Source organism: Staphylococcus cohnii subsp. cohnii (assembly GCF_002902365.1).
In the GTDB taxonomy this organism is placed as follows: Bacteria; Bacillota; Bacilli; order Staphylococcales; family Staphylococcaceae; genus Staphylococcus; species Staphylococcus cohnii.
The window spans coordinates 24549-43511 of record NZ_PPQC01000046.1; the positions used below are offsets into that span (position 1 = coordinate 24549).

Consider the following 18963-nt stretch of genomic DNA (forward strand, 5'->3'; position numbering starts at 1 on the left):
AACTTGTTGGGTTAGTGGTTCTTATGCATGAGCTAAAGCTCAGGTAATCCTTATTGCGAAATCATCTTTATCGGTTTCGTATGATATCCTCTTATTAAATAATAAAAAATTCATCTCATTCTCAACTTATAGCATTTTGAAATATCAGTTATATAACATCTTATGTATCTAATTTTGCTATAATAAACACTAAATACTATTAACTTTTATGAGGTGTCACTTATGATAAATGTTGAAAAATTAAAAAGTAACTTTCCTTTAGTCAATGACATGCAACAATATAAACCGATATTTTGGAAAAATCCAAATTTTCGTAATGATGAAACATTCCCTTTTTCATTAGATGATATAGAAGATGCTGCAGCAAGGTTAAAACGTTTTAGCAGTTATATACGTAATGTTTTTCCTAAAACTGAAAAAGACCATGGTCTGATTGAATCCCCACTAAAAGCAATCCCTTTTATGCAACAAGCATTAGTTGACTCTGAACACCTTGAGCAAAGTGGTAAATTATGGCTTAAATGCGATAGTCATCTTGCTATTTCAGGCTCTATAAAGGCAAGAGGTGGTATATATGAAGTTCTAAAACTAGCTGAATCTATCGCTATAAAGGAATGTGGTTTAAAATATACAGATGATTACAAAATTTTATCCGAATCAAAATATAAAGCGTGCTTTCGTAAATATACCGTTGCTGTCGGTTCAACTGGTAACCTAGGTTTAAGTATTGGCATCATAAGTGCACAATTAGGCTTTCAAGTTATTGTACATATGTCTAGTGATGCGCGCCAATGGAAAAAGGACTTACTTCGGTCACGCGGTGTGAAAGTTGTTGAACACCAATCTGATTATCAATATGCAGTTGCTGAAGGACGGAAGGCTGCAGAAAACGACCCTACTTGTCATTTCATAGATGATGAAGGTTCTGCTGATCTTTTCTTAGGTTATACAGTTGCTGCTTTACGGTTAAAAACACAACTTAGCAATGAAGGTATACAAGTAGATGCACAACATCCCCTTTTTGTTTATCTGCCTTGTGGTGTTGGTGGAGGTCCAGGTGGTGTTGCCTTTGGATTAAATCAAGTATTTGGCGATCATGTGTATTGTCTTTTTGCTGAACCTACACATGCACCATGCATGACATTAGGAATGATGACACAACTGCACAACCAAATAGCTGTAACAGATATTGGATTAGACGGCCGTACTGATGCAGATGGTCTTGCTGTTGCCAGACCTTCAAAACTCGTTGGTCATATAATGAATTCATTATTATATGGTGCTTTTACTGTAGAAGATCAACAAATGTACCGATATTTATATTTGCTTAGTCAAAAGGAACGTATATTTGTTGAACCCTCTGCAGCATCAGGGTTTGCAGGTTTAAAAGCAGTGTTGAAACATACCGACAAAACTCATTTTAATTTATCTAATGCCAATCATATTGTATGGGCAACTGGCGGTAATATGGTACCTAAGGAAGAAATGTTAAAATATGTGGCTCAAGGCAAACAATCATAAACGTCAACGATTTAGAAACATACCTGACAACAAACATTTAACTTTAAGTATACACCCCACTTTATGTTTTGCTCGATACCTTATCTAAAAAACGCATATATAATAACCTTGCTTCTTTTTCAATGATGGCATTAGGCTTGGTTAAAATTTATAATAAATATAATATGTTCGAAGTGGTATCGTCACACTTACTTTCATTCTAAAACCTAAAACAATATTTTAGGTTTTATTTTTTTATATAAATATAGATAAAAGCGTCTAAAGTCACGTTGCTAAGAATATTTTCTGAATATTTATTGAATTCTAAAATCAACTGTGTTAAAGTATGTTTTATCAATTCACTTTAGTTCGGTAGAGAAACAAAGTATTTAATAAAGGATGGTCATTATACTATGGATACGAAAGCACTTATTAATAACAAAGAATATGAATTATCATTTTTAAAACATTTTCAACAAGCGGATTTTAAACTTGTTGATTTTAGTTTTATAGAATCATTATCCTGGCAATCACTTACGCCTGATGATTTACAACAAATGACAGAGCGTAGCTTTTGGCAACATGACCATCATATTTTTGCTTTGCGCAATGATTTCACTGACCAATTATTGCGTTACTACAGTAATTATCAACCTGAACAACAACGTTTAGCTTATAGTGGTCCAATCGTCAGAAATAATGAAGTTTACACTCAATTAGGTATAGAACATTACAACCCAACTGTTACAGATATGCAAAACGATTTTAAAACGTTTTATAACTTTATTAAATATACGTTGAATGATGATATCGACTTTGTCATTTTAGGACATTATCAATTAATCGATTTATTATTAACAGCTAGCGAACAAAGCCAATCGATATTAAATCTTATACAAGAGCGAAATATTTCAGAGTTAACTGCACAGTTAGGTCTTGCGCATCCTGTGGTACAGTTGCTCACTACAAAAACAACTGAACAACTTGATTTATTAACACAACTATTTCCACATGACCATCGCACCATCCAGTCTTTACATCGGTGGGAACAATGGTTTAAATCACAAAATATTACTGAAATTCATCTTGATATAACCCCTAGACCACCACGTTCTTATTACAAAGGATCATTCATGAAATGTCATTTAAAAAATAATAAAACTCAGCGTCTCACTGGTGGGTTTTATAAAGGGAAATTAGAAGGTTTTGGACTAGGTTTTATACTATAAACAAGGAGTGAAAATCATGCTTACTGTCGCATTGGCAAAAGGTAGATTACTTAAAAGTTTTATAAAGTATTTAAATGAAATAAGAGAAACTGAAATAGCATATGCACTTGAACAAAGAGAGCGTCAATTACTTATAACAGTTAATGATATACAATTTATTTTAGTCAAGGGTAGTGATGTACCGATATATGTTGAACAAGGCGTTGCAGATATTGGCATCGTCGGCAGCGATATTTTAGAAGAAGGTAATTATTTTATTAACAACTTACTGGATTTACCTTTTGGCGAATGTCACTTTTCACTTGCTGCTAAACCAGAAGCTTATCAATTTAAAAAAGTAGCTACTTCATATACCCAAACAGCACGTCAATATTTTGAAGCACAAGGTTTAGATGTTGAGCTTGTAAAACTATCAGGTTCAATTGAATTGGCATGTTTGGTAGATATGGTAGATGGCATTGTTGATATTGTTCAAACTGGTACTACTTTAAAGTCAAATGGCTTAGTTGAAAAAGAAAAGATTAAAAACATCAATGCTAAACTCATTACAAATAAGGCATCATATTTTAAAAAATCAACTGAAATTGATGATTTAATTAAAACTTTGGAGGTGACGCTCATTGATTACAAATAAAGAAACATTTATGAATAACTACCTGAACCAATCTGAACTAAACGAAGATTTATATCCAATCGTAAAAGAAATTTGTGATCAAGTGAAATTTCGAGGGGACGACGCCTTAAAGGAATACAATCTAAAACTAGACAAAGTAGAAACATCACAATTATCAGTTTCTAAGGAAGACTTATTTACTGCTTATCAACGCATTGACTCATCTATACGGGAAGCTCTTGAACAAAGTCATGACAGAATTAAGGCATATCAAATGTCTATTAAACAAGAGCATCAGCAGGATAATTCAGAATGTTACGAAATATATCACCCGTTAGAGCGTGTCGGTGTCTATGTCCCAGGTGGTAAAGCTAGCTATCCCTCCACCGTGTTAATGACTGTAACACTTGCTAAAGTTGCTGGTGTTAAAAATATCGTCGTCGTTACTCCACCACAAATTGAAGGTATACCTGATATTGTACTTGCTGCCTGTTATATTGCTGGTGTTGATCAAGTTTACCAAGTTGGTGGCGCACAAAGTATTGCTGCTCTTGCGTATGGTACTGTGACAATTCCTAAAGTGGATAAAATTGTTGGACCTGGAAATCAATATGTTGCCTATGCCAAAAAATATTTATATGGGCAAGTTGGCATTGATCAGATTGCTGGTCCAAGTGAAATTGCACTAATCATTGATCGATCGGCTGACATAAATGCCATTACTTATGATGTATTTGCTCAAGCAGAACATGATGAACTCGCTAGAACATTTGTCATCAGCGAAGATAAAGACTTATTACAACAATTAGAAAATAATATTCAAAAAACTCTAAGACAAATCAAACGGCAACCTATTGTTGAAGCCAGTTTAAAACACAATCACTTCTTAATTTCAGTAGAAAACTTTACTGAAGCTTGCGATTTGATGAATCAAATTGCACCGGAACATGCATCTATACAAACACAATGTCCACATGACTATATCAACCATGTGAAATATGTAGGTGCACTCTTCTTAGGACATTATTCTCCAGAAGTTATCGGAGATTATATTGCTGGCCCAAGCCATGTACTACCTACAAATCAGACTGCTCGTTTTACCAATGGTCTATCTGTGAATGATTTCTTAACGAGACATTCTGTCATAGATTTATCACAACAAACATTTAAAAACATTGAACAATCCGCACGTAAATTAGCACATATTGAACACTTGTATAATCACGAACAATCCATAGAAATGCGAACAACAAAGGAGCCACACAATGATTAGAATTAATAAAAATGAAAGTCCACTTAAACCATTATCTAATGAACAACTTGCAACAATTATTCAACAGGCAGCATTTAACTTTTATCCTGATGATGAGTATGAGCGCTTCAAACGAGCTTATGCAGCTTTTCATAATATTTCTCCTGATCAAGTCATAGCAGGTAATGGTTCTGATGAGCTCATTCAAAAATTAATGTTAATCATGCCAGAAGGACCGGCATTGACCTTAGATCCTGACTTTTTCATGTATCAAGCTTATGCTAATCAGGTAGCTCGACCTATTGAATTTGTACCAGCAAATTCAGATTTAACATTTGATTTAGAAATGATTTTAAAACGAATTGATGAAGTACAGCCTGCATTCTTTATTATGAGTAATCCACATAATCCATCTGGCTTACAATATAGTACGACATTTTTAATGGCTATTGCAGATAAGATGCAAACATTGGGTGGTTACTTTATCATTGATGAAGCTTACTTAGATTTTGGTGAATCTTATGATATTAAGATGCAACCTCATGTTATTCAAATGCGTACGCTCTCGAAAGCGTTTGGTATCGCTGGCTTAAGACTAGGTGTGCTCATCGGTACTAATGATACCATCAAACTCATCCAAAGCATTGAGCATCCGTATCCTTTGAATACAATTACGCTTCATATCGCGATTTATATGTTTGAAAATCAAACAATGACTCGCGCGTTTATAAAGCAACAACGACAGCTTGCCCGAAAATTAAAAGATATGTTTCATGAACTTGTTGACGATGTCATGGTAGTCTTCCCTTCTGCTACAAATTTCGTATTAACCAAAGGAGAAGCTGCGCAAAGTTTAGGTGCTTATATTAAAGACAATGGATTCCTTCCAAGATTATACGATGAACCAGAAATGTCTGACTATGTACGATACTCTATTGCTACAGATGAACAATTAGATCAATTATTTATACTTATTAAAAATTGGAGGTCGCAATATGATACTAAATAAAACACGTAATACAGCAGAAACACAATTAAGTATTTCTCTGGCTGATGACCACCGTGAAAGTAATATCCATACAGGCGTTGGGTTTTTGGATCATATGTTGACACTCTTTACTTTTCACAGCCAATTATCCTTATCTATAGAAGCAAATGGAGATGTTCAAGTCGATGATCATCATGTGACAGAAGATATTGGTATTGTTCTTGGACAGTTACTGTTATCGATGGTAAAGGAACGTAAATATTTTCAACGTTACGGGGTTAGTTACATACCCATGGATGAAACACTTGCGCGTACAGTCGTAGATATTAGTGGACGACCTTATTTATCTTTTAATGCTCAATTCAGTAAAGAAAAAGTAGGTACATTTGATACTGAACTCGTTGAGGAATTTTTCAGAGCACTTGTTATCAACTCACGTCTAACAACGCATATTGACTTAATTCGCGGTGGAAACACACACCATGAAATAGAAAGTATATTTAAATCTTTTGCTCGTGCGCTTAAAGATGCATTAGTCTCAAATGACGCTAATATCACTCCTTCTTCTAAGGGTGTGATTGAATGATTGCAGTGATTGACTATGGTTTAGGAAATATTAAAAACATACAACGTGCGCTTAATCGTTTAGGTTTTAATGCAATTTTAACAGATCGTGTAGAGGATATTGAGGCAGCAGATACCCTTATATTACCTGGTGTAGGTCATTTTAAAGATGCTATGCAAGCGATTGAAAAACGGGGATTAAAGTCTATTTTACAAAATATATCACATAAACCGATCATCGGTATTTGTCTAGGTATGCAATTGCTTTATGAACACAGCGCAGAAGGTGATGTAGAAGGATTACAACTTTTCCCAGGAAATATCATACCTATTCAAACACCTTATCCGGTACCGCATTTAGGGTGGAATAATTTAATCAGCAATTATACAACATTAACGCAAGATGTATATTTTGTACATTCCTATCAAGCTGAAATGTCAGATCATGTTGTTGCTTATGCAGACTATGGCACGTTGATTCCTGCAATTGTTCAATATAAAAATTTTATAGGTATCCAATTCCATCCTGAAAAAAGTGGTGAAGATGGTTTAGCGATACTTAATCAAGCTCTGAAAGGTGGTTTCTTATAATGATCAATATTTGGCCAGCTATTGATTTAATTAATGCAACAAGTGTGAGACTGACTGAAGGAAAATATGATTCAGAAGAAAAAATGACGCGCAGTGCCGAAGATAGCGTCGTTTTTTATGACAAGTTCGACTGTGTAGATCGTATTCATATTGTAGATTTAATCGGTGCCAAGCAGCAAACATCTATTGAACAGGACTACATCAAACAATTAAGAAGCCTGACCAATAAACCTATGGAAGTTGGTGGCGGTATACGTAGTTATGAAACAATCAAAGCTTATTTTGCTGACGGTATAGACTATTGTATTATTGGGACAAAAGGCATTCAAGATACTGAATGGTTAGCCAAAATGTCTCATCAATATCCGTACAAACTCTATCTATCAGTAGATGCATATCAGCGCGAAATAAAAATAAACGGCTGGGAACAAGATGCACATCTAGACTTATTCGATTTGGTTCAGCAAATCGAATCGCTACCATTGGGAGGTATCATCTATACGGATATTTCTAAAGATGGTCGCATGGCTGGCCCAAACTTTGAAATAACAGCACAGCTTGTCAAAGCAACACAAAAACCTGTCATTGCTTCTGGGGGTATTCGTCATCAACAAGACTTAGAACAATTAGAAAAATTTGGTGTTCATGCAGCAATTGTTGGTAAAGCTGCACACAACCCTGCATTTTGGGAGGGATTATCATGATTAAAAAAAGAATTATCCCCTGCCTAGATGTGAAAGATGGCCGCGTTGTCAAAGGCATACAATTTAAAGGGCTACGTGACCTTGGAAATCCTGTGGATTATGCACTTTATTACAACGAGCAAGGTGCAGATGAATTAGTCTTTTTAGATATCTCTCGAACTGAAGCAGGCCATGGACTTATGTTAGATGTTATTGAAGAAACTGCTGAAAAACTATTCATTCCACTTACAGTTGGAGGCGGCATTTCCACAATTGATGACATTTCCCAGTTGCTAAATCATGGTGCTGACAAGGTATCTCTAAACTCTAGCGCATTAAAGCACCCTGCTTTTATCCAAGAAGCCAGTGAAAAATTTGGAAGCCAATGTATTTGTATCGCTATAGATAGTAACTTTGATACAGAGTTAAATGATTATTTTTGCTATACACATGGCGGAAAGAAACGTACAGATAAACGTGTCTATGACTGGGTTCAAGAAGTGGAGGCGCTTGGCGCTGGCGAATTATTAATAACGAGCATGACACACGATGGAATGAAACAAGGCTTTGATGTTAACCATTCACATGAGATTGAACAACTTGTGCACATCCCTATTATTGCTTCTGGTGGTGGCGGCAATCCAGAGCATTTTGTAGATTTATTCAAACAAACAAATGTCTCGGCAGGATTAGCTGCTAGCATACTGCATGACAAAGAAACCACAGTGAATGAAATTAAACAATCAATGGCTCAAGGAGGTATTCCAATAAGATGACACAACAACCTGATTTTAGTAAAGGGCTTATTCCTGCCATACTACAAGATGTTCAGACAAAACAAGTGCTTATGCTTGGTTATATGAATGAAGATGCATACAACAAAACGTTAGCTGAAGGGAAGGTTTGTTTTTATTCACGTTCTAAAGACCGCTTATGGACCAAAGGAGAAACTTCTGGTCACACCCAAGTCGTTCAAAATGTACACCTAGACTGTGATCAAGACACCTTATTGATAGATGTAATTCCCAATGGACCAACTTGTCATACTGGGAGCCAGAGTTGTTTCAATACAACGGTTCCTTTCTATGTACAACAGCTCGAAGACACTGTATCTTCAAGCGCTAACTCTAATAAAGAAAATTCATACACACAATATTTATTGAATGAAGGTTTAGAAAAAATCACGAAGAAGTTTGGTGAAGAAGCTTTTGAAGTTGTAATCGGTGCTATGAAATCTAATCAAGAAGAAGTAACAAATGAAACTGCTGATTTAATGTATCATCTTTTTGTACTTTTACATGCATTGAACATCAAATTTGAAGATATTGAGAAAACTTTGTCAAAACGTCATCAAGTTTCCAATAACTTTAAAGGAGAAAGATCAGATATAAAAAATTGGTAAATTCGATTACTGATTGCTTCATGATTTTTCATAATCAGTTAATTTTACTTATATATACTCATATATCAAACTATAGGCTAAAACAGATCATAACTGTTTTAGCCTATAGTTTTGAATTTATTAATTTTTTATACAAATAACACCATCAAATCTTCATCATAATACCGTTTGCCATCATAAAGTGCCTTTGGTTCAGTGCCATATTTCTGAAATCCTAATTTTTCATATAATTTAATAGCACTTTGGTTTTCCGTAAGAACCGATAAACCTATAGTTTTAACCACACCTTGTTCAGTGACAATATCTATCATTTTTTGAATTAGTTGTTGAGTAAATCCTTGTTTTCTATATTGTGGATCACAATATACACCGACTAAATTACCTCTGTGCATCACTTTTTCTAATATTTCTCGATAAAAAGTTGCATAACCGATTAATTTTCCATCGTCAAATACACCCATTGTAAAATGTCTTTCGTTCGACCCTATCCTCTCTTCAAAACGTTCAATTGGTAAATGAAGCTCACGTTGATAAGTTGAAGCAAAACCTGTAGGATCAGTTTGTAGAGACTGTAAGCGCAATGAGCGATATGCTTCTACATCGCTTTTCTTAAGACATCTAAACTCCATGCTCTACCTACTTTCACATTATATTATCACTTTACTATTAACTGACTCAACGTCGTAACATTAAAAATATATATTAGACTGGTCTGACAGTAATTTCATTTACATTTACATGTGAAGGTTGTTGTAATGCATAAACTACCGCTTCAGCAATATCTTTGGGTTCTAGCTTTTTACGTTCTCCCCAATCTGTCTGGCCACTTAAAGGCGTATCTACCATACCTGGCGATATGCTTGTCACTCGAACGCCCGTTTTAGCCAGCTCTTTTTCCAATCCTTGCGTAATCGTGTGCACTGCAGCTTTCGTTGCACTATATATTGTACTCATTTTCGTCACTTCAAAACCTGAGATAGAAGCAATGTTAATAATATGGCCACTAGATTGAGCTAAAAATGTTGGTATAACTGCATTAATGCCATATAGTGTCCCTTTCACATTTGTATCAATCATTGATTCCCAAGCCTTTACATTACCGTCCGTTACAGCAGAAGACATCATTTGACCCGCACTATTTACAAGTATATCCAAGCGACCGAATTGTTCTTTTGCATATGCTATTAAACGTTCAACTTCTTGTTGCTGTGTCACATCCACTATTAAATATTCAACCTGTGCATGATGTTCGTTTGAACGAATGCGATTCACAACATCTTTCAGCTTTGTTTCATTACGACCAGTTAATAGTAATTGTATACCGTGACTTGATAGCACCTCTGCTATGCTAGCACCAATGCCACTACTAGCACCAGTGATGATTGCAACCTTGTTCTCTAATTTAACCATCGAATCTTCCTTTCATCAAACGTATTTTATATTTTATACCCTGTCCTCAAAGATTGTACCATGTGCCCTCCCCCTTGAAACAATGAGTTAGCTCATAAACATGTGTACTTGTCATATACACTAAATCATTATAAAGTGGGTATATCATACATAACTCACTTATCTTTAAATAAATTAGGAGGATGATCCATGAACTTCACTGAAAGAATAAAAGAACTAAGAAATAATATTGATAGTACAAGTTTCGACTTTCGTTTTGAACAATTGTTTAATGAAGAAGAGTGGCTTGGACTATCGCTTAACCAGCGCCAGCAATATGAACGTGAATTCAGAAAATATGTCACCCAAAGTAATGTATTGCGTATTTCATATGCTTCACAAGATCACATTCGCATGCGTATGTATAATTCTATTTATAACTATAATGAAATCAAACATAACTTTAAATCTTATGTTTAATCATGATGAGAAAAGCCTACGTTACTGGATGAACAGTAACATAGGCTTTTCCACTTTGTAAGGGCTCTAAATAAATCATGAAAGGTGATACTAGGGAGAATAATATTCATGAAGTTTTACACACAAGATACGATGAAGTATATGTGTATAAACTTCAATGCTACTAGATGAATACAGTGTATTAATTACTTACTAGTAGCTTTTTTTCTAATCCATAGTTGTATAATTTTTCTGCATCAATATAAGCTATATAATCAATACTTCTGTATCCATCTTTAATGTCATTAATAATGCCTTGATTCACACCAGTATGTGTGTATATATCATAACTGCTTTCATTTGAAAAAATGACTTCTTCAATTACTTTTCTCATTTAATAATCACTCCGTATTTTTTCTTTCGTTAGGCATTGTTATCTTCTACACCCTTATCATAATCGATAACGTTAAGAATTTAAAGTGTTTTGTGATTAATTTCACAAAATAATCACTTTTAGTCCTTTTTAATATATTTCACACATTTTTAAATTGACAAATTGTTTAATTTTAAAAATGATTGATTTTAAAAATACGCATCATAGGTTAACGATAAAATTCCATTTATAGTACCTATTTCGTTAATATTGCGCTTAATCACGAAGCGTTAGTTATACCATTAGATAAATTGCTGTCATATTTTAGCTAATCATTTAGCTCAAACGCACTGAATTTAATTTTTCTACAAATGCATGTGTTTGATGAATAATCATATCTAAGTGGTTTTTTTGTGTCCCTTTAGTTAATGCATTACCAATACCGATAGCATAGGCACCACTTTTGTACCACTGCTCCATATTTTCTAATGACATGCCGCCATAAGGTATCATATGTATATTGGGGAAGATTTCACGAATGTTTTTCAAAAAAGGTACACCTAATATATTTGCAGGATACAACTTAATCACTGGTACTTCATACTGTATCGCTTTAGTTACTTCATCTTTCGAACCACATCTTGGCATGTAAGGTATTTGGTATACATTACAAATATGCGCTATTTGAACGTCTAAATGCGACGTTGCTATATAGCGAGCACCATTTATAATCGCTACACGTGCGGTTACAACATTTTGAACTGAACCTGCACCAATGATAATTGATTTACCAAATTTTTGGGTTAACGCTTTTATGGCCAATTCTGCATAGGGCGTGTTAGATGTTATTTCAATATTTTTCATACCACCCTCAATCATTTTTTCACTTTTCAATATAGCATCATCACAAGTAGATCCCTTAACTACTCCTACCAAGTAGTTTCGGTGTAATTGTTCCAAAGTCAACAATTTATCCATTAGCGTCTGTCCTTTCCAATCCATTTTATTTCATTGTAATTTTTATCTAATTTTCGTCAATCGATGACTACGTAACCCTTTCATAGTAAGATTCATTATATTTTGTTAACAATTTGAGCAATCATTAGTATCTATGTAGCATATTGGTGTTTTATTTACAAAATGGATGCCATAGATGAGAGATATCAAAAATAAAATATACGCACCTTTGATCACGTACTTCTCTCAAATAGCCAATATTTTTATTAATAAAATAACTATTTTAGTAATAAAATGACATAAAACATCTACTTTGTGATTATACTCACAAAGTTATACGAAATGCGCTAGTTTTTTTCTATTATGAATGCTAACTTTAATATTATAAAGAAAGCGCTTTATTATATCCTTGAGTTTTGCTTACAATAGTATTTTAAAAGTAAGGCAATGGTATATGATAAAGCACATATTTTAACTTGAGAGGAACAGATTAAATGATTGATTCTTTATCACATTACAAACCTAGGTTTAAAAAATTAATTTGCGTTGATTCTGACGGATGTGCCATCGATTCTATGACTATCAAGCATGAGTGGGCATTTGGTCCAGCTATTGTTGAAGAATGGGATTTAGAAAATATAGAGTCCAAACTATTAAAGCGCTGGAATGATATAAATTTATATGAAATCACTAGAGGTATTAATCGCTTTAAAGGATTAGAACGCATGTTAAGTGAACTTGTTGAACAAGGGATTCATATTGAGGGATACGAGCATATTAAGCAGTGGGTGCAAACAACAGATGCTTTCTCTAATCCAGCACTCGAAAAAGCTATATCAAACAATCCGCAACAAAATGGATTACAAAAAGCATTATCATGGTCCCACCGTGTTAATGCAATTACCAAAACCTTACCAAGTATTGGACCATTTAAAAACGTACAAACGTCTCTACAAAATGCTTCAACTTTTGCCGATATCGCAATTGTGTCATCAGCAAATTTAGCGGCAGTAGAATATGAGTGGGAAACATACAAATTAACAGACTATTTAAGTGGCATGTTTGCACAAGAAGCAGGTACAAAAGAGCACTGTTTAGCGCACTTAAAACAATATTACAACTTAGAAGACATCATCATGTTAGGAGATGCCAAAGGAGACTTAGAAGCAGCAGAATCTCATGGTATGTACTTTTATCCAATACTAGCAGGTCATGAAGATCAATCGTGGCTAGACTTTAACAATAAATATTTAAAATTGTTTAAAGATGGTCTTTTCAACCAATACACACATGACACTTTAAAACAAATATTTTTTAATAATTTTGAAGGAGAGAACTAACACTATGGTTAAAGTAGATTTAACAGCATCACCCTATCATTTAAATGACAATCAAATAGCATGGGTAGAAGAAACACTTGGTACATTAACAGACGAAGAAAAAATTGGTCAATTATTTTTTAACTTATTTTCTTTAGAAGGTGGCAAAAAATTTTTTGACGCAGACTTAACTAATAAAGATATACTTGAACGTTATCACATTGGTGGCGCTCGATATGAAGGTGGAAACAAAGAAGAAGTTCAAAACTTACTCAATGATTTACAAAGGCATACGAAAGTTCCAGTACTTGTAGCAGCAAACTGTGATTCAGGAGGAAATGGTGCATGTAAAGATGGTACATATATCGCAAGTGCTGCTCAATGTGAAGCTGCCCAAGATACAAAAGTTTCATATAATGCTGGTCTCGTTTCAGCACGTGAATCCTCAGCACTTGGTGTACACATTAATTTCTATCCCTGTGTAGACATACTTAAGAATTAGCGCAATACAATCGTTAATACACGTGCATATGGCACAGATGCTGAAACAGTTATTAAATATTCAAGTGCATTTATTGACGGCTTTAATGCTGAACGCGATATGATTACATGTATCAAACACTTCCCTGGAGACGGTACGGAAGAGCGTGACCAGCACTTGGCGCTTGGAGTAAATGAACTATCTACCGATGAATGGGACGACAGCTTCCGAAAAGTTTATCAACATCACATTGATCGCGGTGTACAGATGATAATGGCAGGACATATTGCACAACCTGCTTATTCAAAAAAATTAAATCCAAGTCTCGAAGATAAAGACATTTTACCTGCAACTCTTTCTTCTGAACTAATTACTGATTTACTAAAAGATGATATGAAATTTAATGGTTTAGTCGTTACTGATGCTAGCCATATGTTAGGTATGACTGCTTCTATGCGTCGCGAAGATTATGTTCCATTAGCCATTGCAGCTGGTTGTGATATGTTCTTGTTCTTCAATGATTTGGAAGAAGATTACCAATTTATGCTCAATGGTTATAAAAACGGGGTCATCACAGAAGAGAGATTAAATGATGCCGTAAGACGTATCTTAGGTTTAAAATCACAACTCAATCTTCACATGAAACAAGAAGACGGTTCAATCATTCAACCTCAAGAAGCATTAGATATTATCGGTTGTACAGAACATTTAGAAATGCGCGCAGAAGCAGCTGATTTAGGCATAACACTTGTAAAAAACACTTTAAATCAATTACCTATCCGACCTGAAACACATAAAAATATTATGCTTTATGTGATCGAAGGCGAAAAAGATGGCATCTATAAATCAGCGAATAACGTCACAGATGATATTATAAAAGAACTCGAATCTCGTGGATTTAATGTGACATTAAATGATGGTTCAACACGTATTAAAGGTAAAACATTAGAATATCGTGAAAAAGTAGACGCTGCGTTAGTATTTGCAAATATTATCGGCTATGCTGCTGAAAATAACTATCGCATTAAATGGGGTACAGCCATGAGCAATGAAATACCGTGGTATGTACATGAAGTACCAACCGTGTTTATTTCTACCAATTTCACGACTCACTTGCATGATGCAACAATGGTTAAAGCTTATATAAACGCTTATCATTCCAACAGAGAAAATATTAAACAAACCATTGATAAGATTATGGGAGAAAGTGAATTTAAAGGTCAATATAATGACTTAGTATGGACAGAAAAATGGCAAGCAAAATTATAAAAAAGCGAGTTATAATATCATGCTTAGGATATAATAACTATGCTTAAATTAAGGACTAATCTCTCACATTAAAATGAGATTAGTCCTTTTTATATTGAAATACTTTCGTATGGGTATAGCTAGAGTATGTTTGTTCGAACTGTACACATTCACGTATTTCATTATCTACAGCGTCAACACAGTGCTCTTTTGTCTCCTTTTATAACGATCATAAAGCTAAACAAACTAATTTATACTAAAACTTACTAAACATACAAAATACATTTTATTATATATAATGCCGCTAAATCATATTATTCAATTTGATACCCCCTTTTCTATAAAACCAAAATAACCCTAAAGCTTGTTATAGGCTTCAGGGTGAATATACTTATAATTGTATTTAGTTGTTTATGATTTATAGCCAAAGTTAGGTATGTTTTCCCAACGTTTCTTGAAATAATGTGCAACTGCTTTAGGGCGACGTTCACGCGTGAATATTCCTTTTTTGTTTCCTTGGACACGGATAATATCTGCAGATGTTTCAAAATCTGCAAAATTCCATGTATGTTCACCAATAAATTGTGGATATTGATCAATGACTTCATGATTTGCTTCATAATAACGAATTTGGTACTCTTCCGTAAATAATTCATCATTTAGTGAATGTAATCCTGCTACTGTGTCCGCACCATATTCTGTAAACATAATTGGCTTATGCGGTTGTTTTTCACTCCAACCATCTAACTCAGTTCTTAAAGCTTCTTTAGCAGCTTCCAAGTCGCCTGTTTGTGTATACCATCCGTAATATCTGTTCAGACATAATACATCTACTAAATCTTGAACTTGGCAATTATCCGGCTGTGACATTAAAATGGTTACGATTGTTACAGGTCTGTTTTGTGGATCGCAAGAACGTGCTAAGTTGACCAAGGGCTCAAAATATTCTTTTGCGCCTTCTTCAGTTGAAGCTGGTTCATTAGCTATTGACCACATTACTACACATGCATGGTTTTTATCTCTAACAATCAAATCTTTGATAACAGATTCGTGTGCTTTTTTCGTTCCAATTTCTTTAAATGTATCTCTTGTAGACACACCATATAATACAGTGCTAAAGTTTAAATGCACGCCGACAGCAGTTGTTTCATCTATGACAACAATACCTTGTTCATCTGCCAATCGCATCATTTCTTCAGAATAAGGATAGTGTGACGTTCTAAATGAGTTACCGCCAATCCATTTAATCAGATTGAAATCCATAACGTTTGTTACTTCATTTAATCCTCGGCCATTATAATAGGTATCTTCATGCTTACCAAATCCTTTAAAATAAAACGGTTGATCATTGATTAAAAATTGCCCCTGTTTTACTTCCACAGATCGTATACCAAAACGCTCAGTATAACTATCTACAGCTTGGTTATTATCTACTAACGTTACTTCTAAATGATATAAGTAAGCATTCAAAGGTTGCCATAAATGCGGCTGTTCAACTTTGATAGAACCCTGTGCACCAGTCGTTTCTGCTACAACCTTTCCCGCTTCATCTATCAATTTAATTAAGATATCATCCACTGGTTCATTGATGGAAACATTATAATTTATATCTGCCACATTATTTTTAACTTCTGGAACAATTTCAATATCTTTTATAAATGTTTGTGGTGTTGTATAAATTTTAACGGGTCTATGCAAACCAGCATAATTGAAAAAGTCAAAATTAGGTTTATTTCTTTTAATCAAATTACCATCTTTGTCTGTGGTTTCGCTATAATTACCAACAGGTAAAGTCGTTTCGTCTAATATATTATTTACACAAACCGTTAAACGATGTTTTCCTGTAGAGAATTTTTGATTTAATTCCACTTCAAATGGTAGAAATCCTCCTTGATGTGATGTGAGTTCTTGACCATCAATATAAACAGTTGCTTTATGTGTAGCTGAACCAAATCTCAACACAATACGTTCATCTGATAGTACGTTAGGTATCGTAAACATTCTTTCATACCAAACGTTTCCTACATGATTACGTATGTTTGCAGTCACGCCTTGATCATTATATGAACCAGGTACTGCCATAACTAAATCAGTGTCCAAAGGTTTCGTTACATCTATTTGATCATAGTTCTCTTCTAATTTAAACTGCCAAACACCATTTAAGTCTATGATACTTCTCTGTTCATTTGTTACTGGATATAGCATATAAATGCTCCTCTCATAAAATTAAATACAAAATAGTTATAATTCCTCTCTAAGTGCTAGTTCTTTAACAATTTGTTTATGTTTCTGATCTGTTAATGGGTATGCAATGAAGAAAAGTATCACTGCAACTAAACAAATGACTGCGGGCACCACAAAGAATAATATTTTTAAACCGAATATTGTATCAGGCGTTTGTGCCGCATTAGGTACATAACCAATAATTGTTAATGCCATACCTGGTATAAAACCTGCTAAGCCTTGTGAAATTTTTCTAGTAAAACTATAACTTGCATAAATAATACCTTCAGATCTAAGTCCTGATTGCCATTGTCCGTATTCTACAACATCAGCTATAAACGCCCATGTCACCGTATTTGGAATAACTAAGAATAATTGTGCAATCGTGTTAAATATTAAGAAAAGTACAATTTGCTCTGAAAATAACGAAAAGTTCACAATTTGGAAAATAATAAAACCACTTACGCCTATGACTGCTGTCATTTTTTTACCTACTTTTTTACTTAAGAAAGTAGTTAGGAATAATGCTGGCATTAAAACAATAAAATTCAATGTACTTACAATTCCTATTAAATTATCAAAACCAAGTACATTTTTGTAATAATATAGTTGCGCACCTTGTTGTAAAAATAAAGCAGTAATCGTTAACAATGTATAAATTGCTAGAATTATAAATGGTCTATTTTTCAGTAAATTAAAAAACGCTTTACGCCTTAAACCTTTTACTTGCGGACGTTCAATTGTATGACGCTCTTTAACCCCCTTATAACACAACATATGTAGTGTCACACCTGCAATTGCAAGTATTCCTACTGCAATCGGATAACCAATCGCATGATTCGGAAATAAACTTACTAACGGAATAATAACAATGCCTGAAATAAACATGGCACCTTGTGACCCTAAATTACGAAACACTGATAATTGTGTTCGATCATCCGCATTAATCGTCATTGAGGCAGACAATGAACCATAAGGTATATTCACGACAGAATAAGCAGCATTTAATAGTAAATATGTTCCAAATGCCCATATAATTTTACCTGTTTCACTGATATCAGGAGAAATAAAAATTAAAACAGTCAATATTTCTAAAGGAACGCTCCCATATAAAATAAATGGTCTAAATTTTCCCCGTTTTGAAAAATTCTTCTGATTATCGACAAGAGTTCCTACACCCGTGTCTACAAATGCATCGAAAAATTTAGCAACTAAAAATACGAGACCACCAACGGCAGACGGAATTCCCAAAATATCTGTATAAAAAAGCAGTAAATAAATTTGCCCCATATCAAACATTAATCCGTTTCCTAAATCCCCAAATCCATAAGCTAGTTTTTCTTTGAATTTTAATTTCGGTGATTCAATTTCGTTAAATTTTTTCAATTTCTTATTTGCCGGTTTTAATCTGGCTGTAACCATAAGGATTACCTCTTTCCACTATCGAAACAACATTTGTGCACCTCATCTTTGCAGTTTCATAGTCTGTTTTATTGAATGTGGCCATCAATCATAACTTCCCCCATAGAATTGAGAGCGTTTTCTTACGTACATAAAAAATTTTAAACCCTCTAGAATAGATACGCTTATTATTTTCACGTGCATACACCCTTAACACTTTTTGATAGAGCTCTTACTTTTATTATATTTTTATAATGACAACAGTCAATAAAAAATAACAACGTTGTTAAA

18 protein-coding genes and 1 pseudogene are annotated in these 18963 nt (G+C 34.1%); 13 read left to right on the top strand and 6 right to left on the bottom strand.

Annotated features, from left to right (window positions below):
* Window positions 1-222 precede the first annotated feature (222 nt).
* The 10 genes from dsdA (at window position 223) to hisIE (ending at window position 8822) form a co-directional block, all read left to right on the top strand.
* Entirely contained in the window at window positions 223-1521 is a 1299-nt protein-coding gene (gene dsdA / locus CD032_RS07905; protein ID WP_019470096.1) for a D-serine ammonia-lyase, read from the top strand.
* 392 nt (window positions 1522-1913) lie between these two features.
* Window positions 1914-2729, top strand: a complete 816-nt coding sequence (locus CD032_RS07910; RefSeq protein ID WP_019470095.1) for an ATP phosphoribosyltransferase regulatory subunit — start codon at window positions 1914-1916, stop codon at window positions 2727-2729.
* A 16-nt stretch (window positions 2730-2745) separates the two neighbouring features.
* Window positions 2746-3363, top strand: a complete 618-nt coding sequence (hisG, locus tag CD032_RS07915; protein ID WP_019470094.1) for an ATP phosphoribosyltransferase — start codon at window positions 2746-2748, stop codon at window positions 3361-3363.
* Window positions 3353-4615 carry a histidinol dehydrogenase gene (hisD, locus tag CD032_RS07920; RefSeq protein ID WP_231912235.1) on the top strand — a complete coding sequence of 421 codons (1263 nt, stop codon included), beginning with the start codon at window positions 3353-3355 and terminating at the stop codon, window positions 4613-4615. Before hisG ends, hisD begins: the two co-directional genes overlap by 11 nt.
* The gene (locus tag CD032_RS07925) at window positions 4608-5603 is read left to right on the top strand and encodes a pyridoxal phosphate-dependent aminotransferase (protein WP_019470092.1); all 996 of its coding nucleotides are present in this window, start codon (window positions 4608-4610) and stop codon (window positions 5601-5603) included. Before hisD ends, CD032_RS07925 begins: the two co-directional genes overlap by 8 nt.
* Window positions 5590-6168 carry an imidazoleglycerol-phosphate dehydratase HisB gene (hisB, locus tag CD032_RS07930; RefSeq protein WP_019470091.1) on the top strand — a complete coding sequence of 193 codons (579 nt, stop codon included), beginning with the start codon at window positions 5590-5592 and terminating at the stop codon, window positions 6166-6168. The genes CD032_RS07925 and hisB overlap by 14 nt, the downstream gene beginning before the upstream one ends.
* Window positions 6165-6737: an imidazole glycerol phosphate synthase subunit HisH gene (gene hisH / locus CD032_RS07935; protein ID WP_019470090.1), complete on the top strand. Its 573-nt coding sequence runs from the start codon at window positions 6165-6167 to the stop codon at window positions 6735-6737. The genes hisB and hisH overlap by 4 nt, the downstream gene beginning before the upstream one ends.
* Entirely contained in the window at window positions 6737-7441 is a 705-nt protein-coding gene (gene hisA / locus CD032_RS07940; RefSeq protein WP_019470089.1) for a 1-(5-phosphoribosyl)-5-((5-phosphoribosylamino)methylideneamino)imidazole-4-carboxamide isomerase, read from the top strand. The genes hisH and hisA overlap by 1 nt, the downstream gene beginning before the upstream one ends.
* Complete coding sequence (gene hisF / locus CD032_RS07945; RefSeq protein WP_019470088.1) at window positions 7438-8196, top strand: imidazole glycerol phosphate synthase subunit HisF; 759 nt, start codon at window positions 7438-7440, stop codon at window positions 8194-8196. The genes hisA and hisF overlap by 4 nt, the downstream gene beginning before the upstream one ends.
* Complete coding sequence (gene hisIE, locus CD032_RS07950; protein ID WP_019470087.1) at window positions 8193-8822, top strand: bifunctional phosphoribosyl-AMP cyclohydrolase/phosphoribosyl-ATP diphosphatase HisIE; 630 nt, start codon at window positions 8193-8195, stop codon at window positions 8820-8822. The genes hisF and hisIE overlap by 4 nt, the downstream gene beginning before the upstream one ends.
* Before the next feature lie 128 nt (window positions 8823-8950).
* Here the strand turns inward: hisIE and CD032_RS07955 are convergent, their stop codons facing one another.
* On the bottom strand, window positions 8951-9451 hold the full coding sequence (locus CD032_RS07955) for a GNAT family N-acetyltransferase (RefSeq protein WP_019470086.1): 501 nt from the start codon (window positions 9449-9451) through the stop codon (window positions 8951-8953).
* A 73-nt stretch (window positions 9452-9524) separates the two neighbouring features.
* The gene (locus CD032_RS07960; protein ID WP_019470085.1) at window positions 9525-10232 is read right to left on the bottom strand and encodes an SDR family oxidoreductase; all 708 of its coding nucleotides are present in this window, start codon (window positions 10230-10232) and stop codon (window positions 9525-9527) included.
* A gap of 189 nt (window positions 10233-10421) precedes the next feature.
* Here CD032_RS07960 and CD032_RS07965 point away from each other — a divergent pair, with 189 nt between their 5' ends.
* Window positions 10422-10691 carry a DUF1413 domain-containing protein gene (locus tag CD032_RS07965; RefSeq protein ID WP_019470084.1) on the top strand — a complete coding sequence of 90 codons (270 nt, stop codon included), beginning with the start codon at window positions 10422-10424 and terminating at the stop codon, window positions 10689-10691.
* A gap of 181 nt (window positions 10692-10872) precedes the next feature.
* On the opposite strand, the gene CD032_RS07970 is transcribed toward CD032_RS07965, so the two are convergent.
* Together CD032_RS07970 and CD032_RS07975 are read right to left on the bottom strand one after the other, a co-directional pair.
* A complete protein-coding gene (locus CD032_RS07970; protein ID WP_019470083.1) occupies window positions 10873-11064 on the bottom strand; it encodes a hypothetical protein in 192 nt (63 codons plus the stop codon).
* Window positions 11065-11379: 315 nt separating this feature from the next.
* A complete protein-coding gene (locus tag CD032_RS07975; protein ID WP_019470082.1) occupies window positions 11380-12021 on the bottom strand; it encodes a beta/alpha barrel domain-containing protein in 642 nt (213 codons plus the stop codon).
* Window positions 12022-12494: 473 nt separating this feature from the next.
* Here CD032_RS07975 and CD032_RS07980 point away from each other — a divergent pair, with 473 nt between their 5' ends.
* Together CD032_RS07980 and CD032_RS07985 are read left to right on the top strand one after the other, a co-directional pair.
* Window positions 12495-13340: an HAD hydrolase-like protein gene (locus CD032_RS07980; protein ID WP_019470081.1), complete on the top strand. Its 846-nt coding sequence runs from the start codon at window positions 12495-12497 to the stop codon at window positions 13338-13340.
* A gap of 4 nt (window positions 13341-13344) precedes the next feature.
* Window positions 13345-15069 (top strand): annotated as a pseudogene (locus CD032_RS07985) (glycoside hydrolase family 3 protein).
* Between the two features lie 390 nt (window positions 15070-15459).
* Here the strand turns inward: CD032_RS07985 and uidA are convergent.
* Together uidA and CD032_RS07995 are read right to left on the bottom strand one after the other, a co-directional pair.
* A complete protein-coding gene (gene uidA / locus CD032_RS07990) occupies window positions 15460-17253 on the bottom strand; it encodes a beta-glucuronidase (RefSeq protein ID WP_103211366.1) in 1794 nt (597 codons plus the stop codon).
* Window positions 17254-17289: 36 nt separating this feature from the next.
* A complete protein-coding gene (locus tag CD032_RS07995) occupies window positions 17290-18693 on the bottom strand; it encodes an MFS transporter (RefSeq protein WP_019470078.1) in 1404 nt (467 codons plus the stop codon).
* Window positions 18694-18963 lie beyond the last annotated feature (270 nt).